The organism is Kitasatospora sp. NBC_01287, from assembly GCF_026340565.1.
In the GTDB taxonomy this organism is placed as follows: Bacteria; Actinomycetota; Actinomycetes; order Streptomycetales; family Streptomycetaceae; genus Kitasatospora.
On sequence record NZ_JAPEPB010000002.1, the window covers coordinates 438,671 to 453,931 of the forward strand.

Annotated in this window: 12 protein-coding genes; 3 read left to right on the forward strand and 9 right to left on the reverse strand. The window is 75.6% G+C overall.

What is annotated here, in order from left to right:
* Window positions 1-58: 58 nt before the first annotated feature.
* The 7 genes from OG455_RS38830 to OG455_RS38860 all read right to left on the reverse strand — a co-directional run bounded on the left by OG455_RS38830 (window position 59) and on the right by OG455_RS38860 (window position 7,608).
* A complete protein-coding gene (locus OG455_RS38830) occupies window positions 59-556 on the reverse strand; it encodes a VOC family protein (protein ID WP_266301474.1) in 498 nt (165 codons plus the stop codon).
* Window positions 557-591: 35 nt separating this feature from the next.
* Entirely contained in the window at window positions 592-1,563 is a 972-nt protein-coding gene (locus OG455_RS38835) for a helix-turn-helix domain-containing protein (RefSeq protein WP_266301475.1), read from the reverse strand.
* A gap of 84 nt (window positions 1,564-1,647) precedes the next feature.
* A complete protein-coding gene (locus OG455_RS38840) occupies window positions 1,648-2,505 on the reverse strand; it encodes a hypothetical protein (RefSeq protein ID WP_266301476.1) in 858 nt (285 codons plus the stop codon).
* A 190-nt stretch (window positions 2,506-2,695) separates the two neighbouring features.
* Entirely contained in the window at window positions 2,696-4,591 is a 1,896-nt protein-coding gene (locus tag OG455_RS38845) for a cholesterol oxidase substrate-binding domain-containing protein (protein ID WP_266301477.1), read from the reverse strand.
* 90 nt (window positions 4,592-4,681) lie between these two features.
* Window positions 4,682-5,551 carry an alpha/beta fold hydrolase gene (locus OG455_RS38850; RefSeq protein WP_266301478.1) on the reverse strand — a complete coding sequence of 290 codons (870 nt, stop codon included), beginning with the start codon at window positions 5,549-5,551 and terminating at the stop codon, window positions 4,682-4,684.
* 156 nt (window positions 5,552-5,707) lie between these two features.
* Window positions 5,708-6,889: a sensor histidine kinase KdpD gene (locus tag OG455_RS38855; RefSeq protein ID WP_266301479.1), complete on the reverse strand. Its 1,182-nt coding sequence runs from the start codon at window positions 6,887-6,889 to the stop codon at window positions 5,708-5,710.
* Window positions 6,886-7,608, reverse strand: coding sequence for a response regulator transcription factor (locus OG455_RS38860; protein WP_266301480.1), 723 nt, complete (start codon window positions 7,606-7,608; stop codon window positions 6,886-6,888). The genes OG455_RS38855 and OG455_RS38860 overlap by 4 nt, the downstream gene beginning before the upstream one ends.
* A 174-nt stretch (window positions 7,609-7,782) precedes the next feature.
* On the opposite strand from OG455_RS38860, the gene OG455_RS38865 reads away from it, so the two are divergent.
* Window positions 7,783-8,001, forward strand: coding sequence for a dodecin (locus tag OG455_RS38865; protein WP_266301481.1), 219 nt, complete (start codon window positions 7,783-7,785; stop codon window positions 7,999-8,001).
* 114 nt (window positions 8,002-8,115) lie between these two features.
* Here OG455_RS38865 and OG455_RS38870 read toward each other — a convergent pair whose 3' ends face one another.
* Window positions 8,116-8,658 (reverse strand): DUF4383 domain-containing protein, encoded by a 543-nt coding sequence (locus OG455_RS38870; RefSeq protein ID WP_266301482.1) that lies wholly within the window; start codon window positions 8,656-8,658, stop codon window positions 8,116-8,118.
* Window positions 8,659-8,906: 248 nt separating this feature from the next.
* On the opposite strand from OG455_RS38870, the gene asnB reads away from it, so the two are divergent.
* Window positions 8,907-10,763 (forward strand): asparagine synthase (glutamine-hydrolyzing), encoded by a 1,857-nt coding sequence (gene asnB, locus OG455_RS38875; protein ID WP_266301483.1) that lies wholly within the window; start codon window positions 8,907-8,909, stop codon window positions 10,761-10,763.
* Window positions 10,764-10,848: 85 nt separating this feature from the next.
* On the opposite strand, the gene OG455_RS38880 is transcribed toward asnB, so the two are convergent.
* Window positions 10,849-11,046 (reverse strand): hypothetical protein, encoded by a 198-nt coding sequence (locus OG455_RS38880; protein WP_266301484.1) that lies wholly within the window; start codon window positions 11,044-11,046, stop codon window positions 10,849-10,851.
* Between the two features lie 378 nt (window positions 11,047-11,424).
* On the opposite strand from OG455_RS38880, the gene OG455_RS38885 reads away from it, so the two are divergent.
* Window positions 11,425-14,955 carry a BTAD domain-containing putative transcriptional regulator gene (locus OG455_RS38885; RefSeq protein ID WP_266301485.1) on the forward strand — a complete coding sequence of 1,177 codons (3,531 nt, stop codon included), beginning with the start codon at window positions 11,425-11,427 and terminating at the stop codon, window positions 14,953-14,955.
* Window positions 14,956-15,261 lie beyond the last annotated feature (306 nt).

Here is a 15,261-nt window from a genome sequence, read left to right on the forward strand (position 1 = left end):
CCCGGCCCACCGCGCTGCTCCTTCGGGGTAACGGGCCGCACCTCCCGAGGGCGGCCGGTCACTCCTTCGGCGCACGCGGCTCGCCGCGGTAGGTGCCGAAGGACCAGTGGTTGCCCTCCGGGTCGCGGGCGGCGAAGTCGCGTGAGCCGTAGTGGGTGGTGTGCGGCGGGCTGACGATCTCGGCGCCGGCGGCCTTGGCCCGCTCGTGCAGCGCGTCGGGCCGGTCGGTCACCACGTAGGCGCCGAACGAGCCGGGACGCAGCGCCCACTTGTCGTCGGCGCCGGGGCGGACCGAGCCGAGCATCAGGCCACCGCCCTGCGGCCAGGCGAGCTGGGCGTGCTCGACCAGCTCGCCCTCGCCGTAGACCACGACCTCCTCGAAGCCGAAGGCCTCGACCAGGAACCGGATCAGTGCCCGGGCGTCGGTGGCCCGCAGGCTGGGCCAGACCTGCGGTGCGGGGGCGCCCGGGGCGGGCGGCAGGCCCCCGTCGAGCTGCGCGCTGTCGGGCTGGGCAGCGGTGTCGGGCTGGGCAGCGGTGTCGGCGGGCTCGGACATGGCGACCGGACCTCCTCGGTTGTCGGGTGCCCGGGTCATCCCGGACTGCCTCCAGCCTGCGCCGTGCGCCCCGGCGGTGCCTTGGACGTTTCGGAACCCGCGAGGCCCTCGGCGGCCAGCCAGCGGCTCGGCGCGCAGCCGGCCAGGGCGCGGAACTCGCGGGCCAGGTGCGCCTGATCGAAGTACCCGCAGTCCACCGCCAGCTGCGCCAGTCCCAGGCCGCCGCCGTGGCGCACGGCTGCCTCGGACGCGGTGGCGGGGGTGGCGGCGGAGGCGGCGCCGCTCGCCGCGGCGGTCCGGGCGGTCCGGGCGGCCAGCAGCCGGCGGGCCCGGTCGAAGCGGATCACCCGGGCGGCGGCCTTGGGCGTGAGGCCGATCTCGGTGCGGAACCGCGCCGCCAGGTGGCGCCCGCTCCAGCCCACCCGCTCGGCGAGTTCGGCCGCCGCGGGCCGCCCGCCGCCCGCCAGCAGCAGCCGCCAGGCCTCGGCCACCTCGGGGGCGGGTCCGGGCACGGCGGCCAGCCGGCCGGCCAGCCACTGGTCGACGGCGGCGAACCGGCCCGGCCAGTCCTCCGCCGAGCGCAGCCGCTCCCGGCCCTCCTCGGCGCACCGCCCGAGGACATCGTCGGCCGGGAGGTCCAGCTCGGCCAGCTCCCCCGCGGGCAGCCCGAGCAGCGCGCGGGCACCCAGCGGGCTGAGCGCGATCTGCACGCCCGACTGCCGGCCGTCGTGGGTGATCAGCGCGGGGCGGGTGTGCAGGCCGCCGAGCAGCGCGCGGTAGCCGGCCGGCGGCTGCGCGGGGTCGGGGTGCGCGGCCAGCCGCAGCGGCTCGTCGAGGGTGAGGATCAGCGTCAGGTACGGCGAGGGCAGACCGCGGTGCAGGGCGGGCGGCACCCCGCGCTGCCGGTAGCCCGAGTACCAGGCGATGAACGGGCGCAGCGCGGGCGCCGGGCGGGCGCGGACGGATTCGTCCACCCGGCCCGTGGGGTCCCCGGCGGCGCTGGTCACCCGTCCATTCTCGCGCGCTCCCGCGCGGGCCTCGCGCGAGTCGCCGCCCGGCGGATCACCGCAGGCGGATTCACCGCAGGCGGATCACTGCAGGATGTTGACCGCGCGGGCCACCACCAGCACCACGGTGAGCAGCGAGATCGCGCTCTGCAGCAACATCAGCAGCTTGGCCCAGAGCGAGAGCGGCATGGTGTCGGTCGGGCTGAAGGCGGTGGCGTTGGTGTAGGCGACGTAGAGGTAGTCCAGGAAACCCGGCTCCCAGTCCGCCGGGGCCACCCCCTGCTGCTGCATCTGCGGGAAGAGGAAGTCGGGGTACTCGGCCACGCCGCGGGCCCGGGCGGCAGGGCCGCCGCGGTCCCACTCCCAGTACCAGAGCGCGAAGGCGATCACGTTGGTGGCCCAGACCGCGCCGCCGGTGCCGAGCAGCGCGAGCGCACCGGTAGCACCGCCGCCGTGCACCAGGTCGCGCACCAGCTTCACCGCCGACCAGCCGTTGGCCAGACTGATCGCGGCCACCAGCGCGAGGCTGAGCGTGCGCAGCAGCCGGGAGCTGCGGTTGATCCGCCGGTGCGGGTGCACCGCGACCAGCGCGACCAGCAGGCCCAGCTCAAGGGCGGGCAGCATCCAGCGCGGATGGATGCTGAGCCGGGCGGGCAGGAAGAGCTGCAGGCCGACCGCGACCAGGATCGCCGCGGTGACCGCCCAGCGCTGCTCCGCCTCCGTCTCGGTGCGCCAGACCGGCCGCACCGGGGCCGGGTCGGGTGCCGAGGCCGATGCCGGAGCCGATGCCGGCGCTGATGCAGAGGCCGCCGAGCGCAGGCCGGTGGCGCCCTCACCGGGCTCGGCGCCACCGGTCAGCAGCGCCTCGATCCGGTCGAGGCGGTGGTGCAGCAGTTCGGTCAGCTCGTGCGGGGTGTCGCCGGGGGGATGCTCGGTGCTCATGGCGGACATTCTGCTCGGCACGCAACTGTCCGCCGCACCCGGGCGGCCCTCACCGCGTGCCGGGGCCGGGCAGCGGACGGCCGGCGAGGGCGCGGGCGCGGGCGAAACCAGCGGACCGGACGGAGGTCCCCCAGTCCGTCTGACAACGCGCCGGCCCGGGTCCTGACGCGGCGTACGACCCGGTTGCCGCTCAGCGCAGCAGTTGGTCCAGGAACGGGTTGCCGAAGACGCGGGCCGGGTCGTAGCGGTCCAGGGTGGCCACGGCCGTGTCCCAGCCCGGGCCGCCGCCGGCGCGGTAGCTGTCGGGGATGACCCGGCCCAGGACGTCGGGGTCGGCCCAGGTGGCGTCCGCGGTGTAGGCCCAGCCCTTGGACCACTCGACGCGCAGCGCGGCGCGGGTGCCGTCGAAGGTGGCGAGCAGCAGTTGTTCGAGGTCGCGGCCGAACTCGTGCAGGCCAGGGGTGCCGGGCAGGGTGAGCACGTCGAACCAGACCGCGGTGTCCCACTCGGGGTGGTCCGGGCGGGCCCGCAGGGCCGAGAGCAGCGGCGCCTGGGCGCCGGGGACGCCGCTGGTGGCCGGGTCCTCCAGGCCGGTGACGCGGATCTCCACGGCGCCGTTGACCGGGAACCGTCCGCCGGCCTGGTACCGCGCCAGTAGCGTCTGGTAGCCGCTGGTGACCTGGTTGACCACCCACTGCACGTCGGCCCGGCGGGCGAGCACCGCGTAGCCGTTGGCGGTCATCCGCAGCGTGGTGGGGCGGACGTACTGGAGCAGCGCGCGGGAGGGGCCCCAGAGGTCGGAGCGCAGGCCGCCGGCCAGCAGGTGGGTGACCACGTCGAGGCTGAGCAGGTCCTGCAACAGGGTGCCGGAGAGCAGGACGTCGGTGAGGTCGCCGGTCAGGCCGATCGCGGCGATCAGGTACTGGAGTTGGCCGAAGGTGGGGGCCAGCGCCCAGGAGCCGCTGACCAGTTCGCCGGCGAGCGTGGCGACCGGCGTGGGGATGCTGTCCGAGAACGGGTAGTTGTAGGGCTCGGTGACGGCGCGCGAGGTGAGCGGCTGCTCGGGGGTGACGCTCCAGGACTTCAGCCAGGGGAACTCGGTGAAGGCGAACCAGATGGCCTCCACCCGCCCGCTCTGCGCCAGGAAGTCGGCCAGGCCCTGCCCGCCGGTGGCGCCCGGCGCGGCGAACAGCCGCGAGGCGGGGATGTCGACCCGGCTGAGGCAGCGCAGGTTCTGGTCGACGCCGGCCCGCAGCACGGCCTCGGTGACGAAGGCGCGGCCCAGGTGGACCAGGAACGCGGCGGTGTCGGGATCGGCGCGGTCGAAGGTGCGCAGCGCGTACCGGCCGGCGCTCCCGTCCCAGACCACGGCGGTGAGTTGGGTGACCAGGTTGCTCACCGAGCCGTAGCCGTGACCGGCCGGGGCGCTCTCGCCGGTGGCGGGCACAGCGGTGCCGTGGCCGCCGATGGCGAGCACGCCGCCCAGTGTCACGTCACCGGGGGCGGGGCAGTGGGTGACGCCCAGGCCGCGCCCGCCCAGGTGGGTGAGGATCGCCTCCATGTCGGCGCCGGCCTGGGCGCGCACGGCCGGAGCGTCGGCGGTGCCGGCGGCGCTGATCGCGGTGAGGTGCTGGGTGGTGTCGACCAGCAGCACCGCGGTGCCCGCCGGGGTGCCGTCGGCGACGGTGAGCGGGGCCCAGGTGTGCCGGTGGCCCTGGGCCCGCAGCCGCCAGCCCTGGCCGTACGCCCAGTTGGCCAGGGTGACCACGTCCTCGGGGGTCCGCGCGGCGCAGGTCCAGAGCTGGTCGGCGTGGATCTCGCCGGCCCAGTTCTCGTAGACCTGGCGGTAGGGCACCAGTCCGGCCGGGAAGGCGGGCGGTGCCGGCGGTACGGGTACGTCCGCGGGGGCACCGGGGCCGCCCGGCGCGGCCTGGGCGCCGTCCGGGGTGAGGATCCCGCGCAGCAGCCAGCCGGCCCCGCCGAGCGCGGCGGATCCGGCCAGCAGCCGACGACGGGTCAGACCCCGTGCCCCGTGCTCGGACTGCGGGGTCGGGGTGTCGTCGCGGTCGTGCGGGTCGGTAGCCATGGAACTCTCCCTGTCGGTCCGTCCGCGGGTCTGCCCGCGGGCAGGAGAGAGGCTAGGAGCGGCAGCCGGCGCCGATCGATCCATTGACGATCAGTCAGCAGTTCGAGTGAACCCATCGGTGACCGGGAACTTTCGGGAGCGCTCGGCGTTCCGCGCGATCCGGGCGGCCAGCTCCGGCCAGAGCGCCCGCGGCAACTCGTGCCCGACCCCCGGGATCAGCCACAGTTCGGCATCCGGGACGGCGGCCGCGGTGGCCTTGCCGCCGCTCGGCTCGATCAGCGGGTCGGCATCGCCGTGCACCACCAGCGTGGGCACGCCGACCCGGCGCAGCCCCTCGGTGCGGTCGGGCGAGCTGCGCACCGCGAAGAGCTGGCGCAGCGAGCCGTCCGGGCGGTAGGCGCGGTCGTAGCTCTCGCCGACCCGGTCGATCAGCTCCTCGGGGTCCGCCGGGTGGTCCGGCGAGCCGACCAGCTGGTGGAAGTGGACGCCGTTGCCGATCACCTGCTCGCGGGTCGAGGCGGGGCGGGCCACGAAGGCGGCCGCCACGTCGGGCCGGGGCTCGCCGTTCACCCGGTCGCCCGGGTGGGAGAGCAGCGAGCAGAGGCTGCGCACCCGCGTCGGGTGGTCGATGGCCAGCTGCTGGACGATCATGCCGCCCATCGAGACGCCGACCAGGTGCGCGGCCGGTATCCGCAGGGCGTCCAGCAGCGCCACCGCGTCGTCGGCCAGGTCGGCCAGGCGGTAGGCGGTGCCCAGCGGGACGAGGGTGGCGGTCAGGCCGCTGTCGCGGTTGTCGAAGCGGATCACCCGGTAGCCGTGCCCCGCCAGCAGTTCGCAGAACTCCGTACGCCAGCTGATCAGTTGCGAGCCCAGGTCGGCCACCAGCAGGATCACCGGGTGTTCCGGGCGGCCGAACACCTCGTACTCGATCGCCAAGCTGCCCGCGCGTACCTGTGCCATCCGCGACCTCCGACGCCCGCTCCCCCGGCCCTGCCCCCGGGCCAGGCCCTGCTGTGGGCCACGCTAAGGGGAATCCTGCTTCCGGAACAACACCCTTGACCGTGCACGGCAAAGGTAACGGCGGCCCCGGCGCCGGCGGCCCGCCCGCTCGGGCGCTCAGCCGACCGGCACGGGTGCCGCGGGCGCGGTGGGCAGCGCGATCTCGAAGCAGCAGCCGCCGGCCACGTTGTGCACCGAGGCCCGCCCGGCGTGCGCCTCCACGATGCCGCGCACGATCGCCAGGCCCAGCCCGGCCCCGGTGTCCCCGTGGTGCCGGACCGCGCCGCCGCCGGGCGCCGCGCCGCGCGCCTGGCGCGGGGTGCGGGCGCTGCCGCCGCGCCAGCCGGTCTCGAAGACCCGGGCCAGGTCGGCCTCCGGGATCCCGCCGCAGCCGTCGGTGACCGAGAGCACCACCTCGCCCTCACCCTGCCGCGCGGCAACCGCCACCACGCCGTCGGCCGGCGTCGAGCGGATCGCGTTGACCAGCAGGTTGCCCAGCACCCGGGTGATCTCCCGGCCGTCCACCTGCACCGGCGCCGGATCGATCCGCGCCCCGTCGAGCCGCACGCCGCGCTCGCGGGCCAGCGGGTCGGCGGCCGCGAGCGCGTCGCCGACCAGGTCGTAGACCGAGACCCGGGCCAGGGTGAGGGTCAGCGCACCGGCCTGGATCCGGGAGAGCTCGAAGAGGTCGTCCACCATCCCGGTGAGCCGGTCCACCTCGGTGCGGATCAGCCCGTGGTAGCGCGCCGGGTCCTCGGCGACATCGTCCTCCAGGGCCTCGGCCATCGCCCGCAGGCCGGCCAGCGGGGTGCGCAGGTCGTGCGAGATCCAGGCGATCAGCTCGCGCCGGGAGGCCTCCAGGGCCCGCTCTCGCTCCCTGGAGCGGGCCAGCCGGGCGCTGGTGGCGGCGAGCTCGGCACTCAGTTCGGCCAGTTCGGCGCCCAGCGGGCCGCTCGGCGCGGCGAACCCCGCCGCGGAGCCGACGGTGCGCGCCGCCCGGGCCAGCGCGCGGCTGCCGGCCACCACCTGGCGGCCCAGCAGGGCCGCCGTGCCCAGCGAGACCACCGCCGCCATGCAGGTCACCGCGATCACCACGCCGAAGTCGTGGTGCGAGAGGAACATCGCCTGGGCCACCGCCAGGGTGCCCGTGGTCATCGCGAGCACGGTAACCACTGCGACGGTGAAGAGCGAGAGCGCCACCGAGCGGCGGCGCAGCAGCCGCACCGCCGGCCAGCCGAGCAGCCCGGCGGCCCCGGCGCCCAGCGCGGCGTACAGCGCGATCAGCAGCAGGTCCCTCACCCGGTCACCTGCCGCTCGGCCACCGGGTCGAAGCGGTAGCCGACGCCCCAGACGGTGCTGATCAGCCGGGGTGCCGCCGGGTCGTCCTCGACCTTCTCGCGCAGCCGCCGCACATGGACCGTGACGGTGGACAGGTCTCCGAAGTCCCAGCCCCAGACCCGGTGCATCAGCTCCTCCCGGCCGAAGGCGGTGCCCGGGTGCCGGGCGAAGAAGGTCAGCAGGTCGAACTCGCGCTGGGTCAGGGAGAGCTCGCGCCCGCCGCGGAACGCCCGCCGGGCCTGCTGGTCCAGCGAGAGGTCGCCGGTGCGCACCGGCTCGCGGCTGGGCGGTGGGCCGGTGTGGCGGCGCAGCACCGCCTGGATCCGCAGCACCAGCTCGCGCGGGCTGAACGGCTTGGTGACGTAGTCGTCGGCGCCCAGCTCCAGGCCCAGGATCCGCTCCGACTCCTCGCCCTTCGCGGTCAGCATCACCACCGCCGGACCGCCGCCCTCGGCCGCGCGCAGCCGGCGGCAGACCTCCAGGCCGTCCAGCTCCGGCAGCATCAGGTCGAGCACCACCAGGTCGGGGCGGCCCCGCTCGGCGCGGGCCAGCGCGGTGCGGCCGTCGGCGGCGCGGTCCACGGCGTAACCCGCCCGCAGCAGGTAGCCGGTGACCACTTCGGCGAGGGTCGGGTCGTCGTCGACCACCAGGATCCGGGCGGGCGGGGCGTCGTCTGTCACGCCTACGAGGATAGGGACCGCGGACGGCGGCGCGGCCCGCGCGGCGGCGGCGTAAGACTTCCGTCACCGCTCACCCGGGGGGCTCGGCCCGCCGCGCGCGGGGCCGCGCGATGCGTCACGGTGGAACGGCACGACCAGCCACGACCAGCCACGACGACGTCCACGGAGGCCGCGATGAGCGAGCACACCTACCGGGTGACCGAGATCGTCGGCTCCTCGCACGAGGGGACCGACGCCGCGATCCGCAACGCGCTGACCCGCGCGTCCCAGACGCTGCGCAACATCGACTGGTTCGAGGTGGTGCAGGTCCGCGGACACGTCGCGGACGGTGCCATCCAGCACTTCCAGGCGACCGTCAAGGTCGGCTTCCGGCTGGAGGACCCGCCCGCCTGATCCCGCCCGCACCGCACCGCACCCGACGAGCGGGAGCGGGGTGCCGGTGAACGCCCGACGCGTTCACCGGCACCCCGCTCCCGCTCGTCGCACGGCACCCGCCGCGCGGTCGACTCAGTGGTGCACGGTCGGCCGCAGCACCTGCTTGAAGGCCGGCACGTGCCAGCGCCCGGCCACCTCCTCCTCGGGCTCGCGCTCGCCGCCGTGGCGCTGCTGCCAGTACGGGTTGTCGTGCGGCAGGTGGCCACTGACCCTGCCGTACATGCCGAAGGTGGCGATCACCAGCCCGAAGGCGAAGCTGAAGATCACGTTGGCCATCCGGAAGGCCAGGTGGTTCCAGCTGCTGTCGAGCGCGATCAGGCCGACGAAGCCGGCCACGAAGAAGATCGCGCCGACGGTCATGTTGAGCCAGGAGGCGAAGTTTCCGCCGATCACGGCGCCGATCATCAGTACCGCGCCGAAGACGATGGACAGCACGCCGAGCGCGCCGTTGCTGGACAGACCGGCGATGTTCTTGCCGTGGGTGGACAGGTAACCGGGGGCGCCGGCCACCCCGAAGCAGCCCCAGATCAGCAGCAGCAGGCCGCCGAGACCGGCGCCGTAGCGGTAGACCTGGGCCAGTCGGTGGTCGACGGGAAGCTCGTCCTGCAGTCTCATGACAACCTCCACGCGGTCGGCGGGGCGGACCGCGGTGCCGCGTCCGCACCCTGGAACCACGCTACGCCCGCCCAGGAACACCCGGCGCGTTGGACGCTGCCGGCCCCTAACTGCCTTGGTACTCATCGATCTTCGGCCACTTCCGACCCAGCCGTGGCACGTACACGCCAGCGCGGCGTAGCGTCACGAGCTGCACACGGACCGGAGCGGAACGATCACCGAGCACGATCACCGAGGAGGCACTGCGGATGTGCGGCATAGCCGGATGGGTGGCGTTCGACCAGGACCTGACCGAGCGGCGGGAGGTGCTGGCCGCGATGACCGGGACCATGGCCTGCCGCGGCCCCGACGCGGGCGGCACCCACCTGAGCGCGCACGCGGCCCTGGGCCACCGCCGCCTGGCGGTGATCGACGTCGAGGGCGGCACCCAGCCGATGACCTTCGAGGAGGACGGCCGCCCGCTGGTCACGCTGACCTACAGCGGCGAGGTCTACAACCACCTGGAACTGCGCGCCGAACTGGAGGCGCACGGCCACCGGTTCCGCACCCGCAGTGACACCGAGGTGGTGCTGCACGCCTACCTGCGCTGGGGCCGGGACTTCGTCGAGCGGCTGAACGGCATGTTCGCCTTCGCGCTCTGGGACGCGCGCGACGAGGAGCTGCTGCTGGTCCGCGACCGGATGGGCGTCAAGCCGCTCTACTACTTCCCGACCGCGGACGGCGTGCTCTTCGGCTCCGAACCGAAGGCGATCCTGGCCCACCCCGCGGTGGCCGCGGTGGTCGACCTGGACGGGCTGCGCGAGCTGCTCTCGATGGTCAAGACCCCGGGCCGCGCGGTCTACCGGGGCATGTCCGAGGTGCGGCCCGGGCACCTGCTGCGGGTGCGGCGCGAAGGGCTGACCGACCACCGCTACTGGGCGCTCACCGCCCGCGAGCACACCGACGACCTGAGCACCACCGTGGCCACCGTGCGCGAGCTGCTGGACGACATCGTGCGCCGCCAGCTGATCTCGGACGTGCCGCTCTGCTCGCTGCTCTCCGGCGGCCTGGACTCCTCCGCGATCACCGCGCTGGCCGCGCGCGGGCTGGCCGCCGAGGGCCGGGGCCCGGTGCGCTCGTTCTCGGTGGACTTCGTCGGGCAGACCGAGAACTTCCGGCCCGACGACCTGCGGGCCACCCCGGACGCCCCCTTCGCCCACCTGCTGGCCCAGCACGTGGCGGCCGAGCACCGCGACATCGTGCTCGACGCCGGCGCGCTGGCCGACCCGGCGAACCGCGCGGCGGTGCTGCGGGCGGGCGACCTGCCGACCGGCTTCGGCGACATGGACACCTCGCTCTACCTGCTCTTCAAGGAGATCCGCAAGCACTCCACCGTCGCCCTCTCCGGCGAGTCGGCGGACGAGGTGTTCGGCGGCTACCCGTGGTTCCACGAGCGCGAGGCCGTCTACGGCGGCACCTTCCCCTGGCACGCCGCAGGTGCGGTGCAGCGCCTGGGCGGGCCCGGCGCGGCCCCGCGCGCGAGCCTGCTCGACCCGGACCTGGTGGCCCGCCTCGACCTGTCGACGTACATCGCCGACTCCTACGCGGACGCGCTGGCCGAGGTGCCGCACCTGCCGGTTGCCGATCCGCACGAGCGCCGGATGCGCGAGGTCTGCCACCTGCACCTGACCCGGTTCGTGCGGACCCTGCTGGACCGCAAGGACCGGATGAGCATGGCCAGCGGCCTGGAGGTGCGGGTGCCGTTCTGCGACCACAGGCTGGTGGAGTACGTCTTCAACACGCCCTGGTCGATGAAGACCTTCGACGGGCGGGAGAAGAGCCTGCTGCGGGCCGCGGTCGCCGAGGTGCTGCCGCGGGAGATCGTCACGCGGGTGAAGAGCCCCTACCCGAGCACCCAGGACCCGGGCTACCCACTGGCGCTGCGGGCCGAGCTGGCCGCGCTCGCCACCGACCCGAAGGCGCCCGGGCAGGCGCTGGCGGACCCGGCCGCGGTGGCCGCGGCGCTGGCTCCGGACCGCGATCCGCAGACGGCCAGGGCGGCCGCGGAGGTGCTGCTGGGCCTGGACCGGTGGCTGCGCGCCTACCCGGTCTCGCTGCGGCTCTGAAGCCGCTGGGAACGGGCCCGGGCAGCGCTGACCGCCGCCCGGGCCCGGGTCGCGCCGACCGGCGGCAACCCCCGTGTGCCGCCGGTCAGCGCGGGTACTCGTCGTCGTCGACCGGAACCTGGCGGGTCTGCTCGAAGGCGTCGGCGACATCCGCGGCGGCGGCCAGCGGGAGCTCGCCGCGCGGCGGGAGCTGCTCGTCCGCGCCGGACTCCAGGTCCTCCGGGTCCAGCAGGTCTTCCGGGTCCAGCGAGTCGACGGCGAATTCAGCGGCGTTGTCGGTCATGACCTCACCCCTCACGGCGCCGGGGCCCCGGCGGCCCCTGCTGCCCCAACACCTACCCGACTCGTGGCGCCTCACTCGGCACCCGCCCCGTACGTCGGTGTGTCGCGGCACCGGCCCGCACCCGCGGGCAGCTCAGATCCAGGCGGTGTCGCGGCGGTGCGAGCGGGCCCACGCAGCGAGCCGCACCAGGGCGGAACGGTCGGTGAACGGCGTGGCAACGGACAGCTGGACGGCCATCGGCGGTTCCTTCCCTGGTACGGCGAGCGCGCCCGCGCGGACCGGCCGGGTTGGTGCCCTCCCCTGTTGGGCACCAACCCGGCCGGGCTCGGTTCCCCTGAGCCTGCCGGAGCCCGCACACGGGCGGGTAACATCCCGATAATGGACCATCAACAAGGCCCCGCGGACGCCGTTTCGTCCGCCCCGGCTGCGGCCGTGCCCGACCGGGGCGAACCGGCATGGACGGCCTCCCACCTGCGGTTCGGCCTGCTGGGGCCGCTGACGGTCCAGGACGCCACGGGCACCGCGCTGCCGGTGAGCTCCCCCAAGTGCCGGGCGCTGCTGGCGGTGCTGCTGCTGGAGCCGAACCGGGTGGTCTCCCGCGACCGGCTGACGGCGGCGCTGTGGGGCGAGCACCCGCCGGCCACCGCCGCCACCTCCCTCAACAACCACGTGGTCCAGCTGCGCCGGCTGCTCGGCGCGGGCGGTCCCGGCCGACTGCGCACCGTCCCGCCCGGCTACCTGCTCCAGGTCGGCGAGCACGAGCTGGACAGCGGGCTCTTCGCCACCCACCTGGAGGCGGCCCGCACCGCCCGGCGCCAGGGCGACTGGCCGGGCGTCAGCCAGCAGGCCGGGGCGGCCCTCGCGCTGTGGCGCGGCACTCCGCTGACCGACCTGCCCACGCTCGCCGAGGAGGCGCTGCCGCACGTGCAGCGGCTGCACGAGCTGCGGCTGCAGGGCCTGGAGTGGTTCGTGGACGCCGAGCTGGAGCTGGGCCGCCCGCACGCCGTGGTCCCGGAACTGAACCGGCTGACCGCCGAGCACCCGCTGCGCGAGTCGTTCCACCGCCAGCTGATGCTGGCCCTGCACCGCACCGACCAGCGGGCCGAGGCGCTCGCCGTGCACCGGCGGCTGCGCGGCACCCTGGTCGAGGAGCTCGGCATCGAGCCGGGACCCAGCGTGCGGGCCGCGCACCAGGAGATCCTGCGGGCCGAGGTCGGCGCCGGCCTGCCCATGGTGCCGCCGCAGCGGCAGGCCCCGGAGCCCGCCAGGAGCGCCGCCCCCGCCCCGCCGGCGCCCGCCGCGGCGCCCGCCGCGGTGGCCGCCGGGGCCGGGCTGCCCCGGGACGTGGCCGGGTTCACCGGGCGCTGCGAGGAGCTGGAGCGGCTGCTCACCGCCTGCCGCGCGGGCAGCTCCGACGGCCAGGTGGTCGGCATCCACGCGGTCGACGGGATGCCGGGGGTGGGCAAGAGCGCGCTGGCGATCCACGCCGCGCACCGGCTGGCGGCCGACTTCCCGGACGGGCAGATCTTCCTGCCACTGCACGCCCACACCCCTGGCACCCCCGCCGTCGAGCCCGCGGACGCGCTCACCGCGCTGCTGCTCACCATCGGCGTCTCCCCGCAGCAGATACCGCGGGACCTGGACGCGCGGGCCAACCTGTGGCGCAGCCGACTGGCCGGGCGGCGGATGCTGCTGCTGCTGGACGACGCCCGCAGCAGCGAGCAGGTCCGCCCGCTGATGCCCGGCACCCCGGGCAGCCTGGTGCTGGTCACCAGCCGGCGGCGGCTGCCGGCGCTGGGCGACGCGGTGCCGATCACCCTGGGGGTGCTGCCGCCCGAGGAGGCGGCCGCGCTCTTCACCGCCACGGCGGGGCGCCCCGATCTGGCCCCCGAGCAGGCGGCGGTGAAGGAGGTGGTGCGGCTCTGCGGCTACCTACCGCTGGCGATCCACCTGACCGCGGCCCGGCTGCGGCACCGGCGGGCCTGGTCGGTGGCCGACCTGGTGCCGGACCTGGCGGCCGCGGCGGGCCGGCTGGGCGCGCTGCGCGCCGAGGACGTCTCGGTGGCCGCCGCCTTCGACCTCTCCTACCGGGACCTGACGCCCGCGCAGCGCCGGCTCTTCCGCCGGCTCGGCCTCCATCCCGGTGACCACTTCGACGCCCGGGCCGCCGCCGCACTGGACGGCGGCGACCTGGCCACCGCGCGCCGGCTGCTGGAGGAGTTGGAGGACCACCACCTGGTCGACGAGCCGGTGCGCGGCCGCTACCGGATGCACGACCTGATCCGCGAGCACGCCAGGGCGCTGAGCGCCGAGGACGACCAGGCCACCCGCTACGCCGCGGTGGGCCGGCTGCTCGACGGCTACCTGGCGCTGGCCATCGAGGCCGGCCGGCACCTGGCGATCAACTGCCCGGAGCGGCCCGACGGCGCCGAGCTGCCCACCGAGGGCGCGGCGATGGCCTGGCTGCGCACCGAGCGCGGCAACCTGCGCGCCGCGGTGGAGCACGCGGCCCGCCACGGGTACCCGCGGCACGCCGTGTGGCTGCCGGCCGCGCTGCACGACCTGCTGCGCGCCCAGGGCCACTGGAGCCAGGCCCGCGCCCTGCACGAGATCGCGCTGGAGACCGCCCAACTCACCTGCGACTGGCTGGGCCAGGCCCAGGCACTCATCCACCTGGGCACCTTCCAGCGGCTCACCGGCGAGCACGAGGCCGGCGCCGAGCACCTGCGCCAGGCGCTGGAGCTGTTCCGGAGCCTGGACGAGCCGAGCGGGCAGGCCGCGGTGCTGATCCAGCTCGGCGCGATGGAGCGCACCTTCGGGGACAACGGCCGGGCCAGGGAGTACTTCGCCCAGGCGCTCACCCTGGCCAGGGGCGCGAACGACCGGCCCGGCGAGGCCGAGTCGCTCTGCCAGCTGGGCATCCTGGGCCGGATCACCGGCGACTACGCCGAGGCCACCGAGCACGCCACCTTGGCCCTGGCGCTCTTCCGCCGGCTGGGCAACCGCACGGGGCAGACGGCGGCGCTCAGCGAGCTGAGCCTGATCCAGCAGCTGACCGGCGACCTGACCGCCTCCGAGGCGAGCCTGCACCTGGCGCTGGAGCTGTGCCGGGACCGCGACGACCGGCCGGGCGAGGCGTACGCGCTGGCCAGCCTGGGCTCGCTGCAGCAGCTCACGGGCCGCTACCAGGCGGCCGAGCTGACCCACCAGCAGGCACTGACCCTCTACCAGGGCCTGGGCAACCGGATCGGCCACGCCAACGCGCTGATGGCGCTGGGCGCGGTGCGGCTGGTCACCGGGCAGTACGACGCGGCCGAACGCGACCTGGAGCGGGCCGGCCTGATGTACCGCGAGCTGGACGAGGCGCGCGGTCGGATGAACACCGGCGCGTACCTGGGCGTGCTGCAGCAGGCCACCGGGCGCCACGCCCAGGCGGTGGCCAGCCTTGGCCAGGCGCTGGGGCTCTACCGCGAACAGGGCGACCTGCTCGGCGAGTCCCGGGTGCTCGCCTACCTGGGCGACGCGCTGCTCTCCACCGGCGACCACCAAGGCGCCGCCGACCGCCTCGGGCAGGCCCTGGCGCTCTGCCAGGAGCGCGGCGACCAGGCCGGCCAGGCGGAGGTGCGCAACCTGCTCGGCCGGCTGCTGACCACCACCGGCGACCTGGCCGGGGCGCAGGGCGAGTTCGCCGCCGCGCTGACCTGCGCGCTGGCGGCCGGCTCGCCGCTGGAGGAGGTGCGCGCGCTCAGCGGCCTGGGCCGCGGCGACCTGGCGGCCGGGCGCCCCTGCGAGGGCCGGACGCGGCTGCGGCAGGCGCTGACCCTGGCCCGCCGGCTCGGCGTCCCGGAGGCGGAGCGGATCGAGGCGGCGCTGTCGCCGCGCCCGACCGGGCTGTCGGCGGCCTGCTGAGGCGCCCGCCCAGGCGCGCCTGCAAGGGGGCCGCGCGGCGGGCCCGCCGCGCGCCGCCGCGACGGTCACGACCCACCACGACCCACCACGACCCACCAGGATCCGTCACGACCCACCACGACCCGTCACGGTGCGGAGCTGCCGGGCGCTGACGGGCGGAGCGGCAGGACGCTGACGAGTGGTCAAGAGTTCACTGCACGGACCTTGTCCGGTGGTTTTCTACGCGCGTATCGTCGCCCGCCGAGGCACTCGCGCGGACCGTGGTCTACGCGAGTAGTCGACCTCACCCGCCGACCGTCGAGGAGC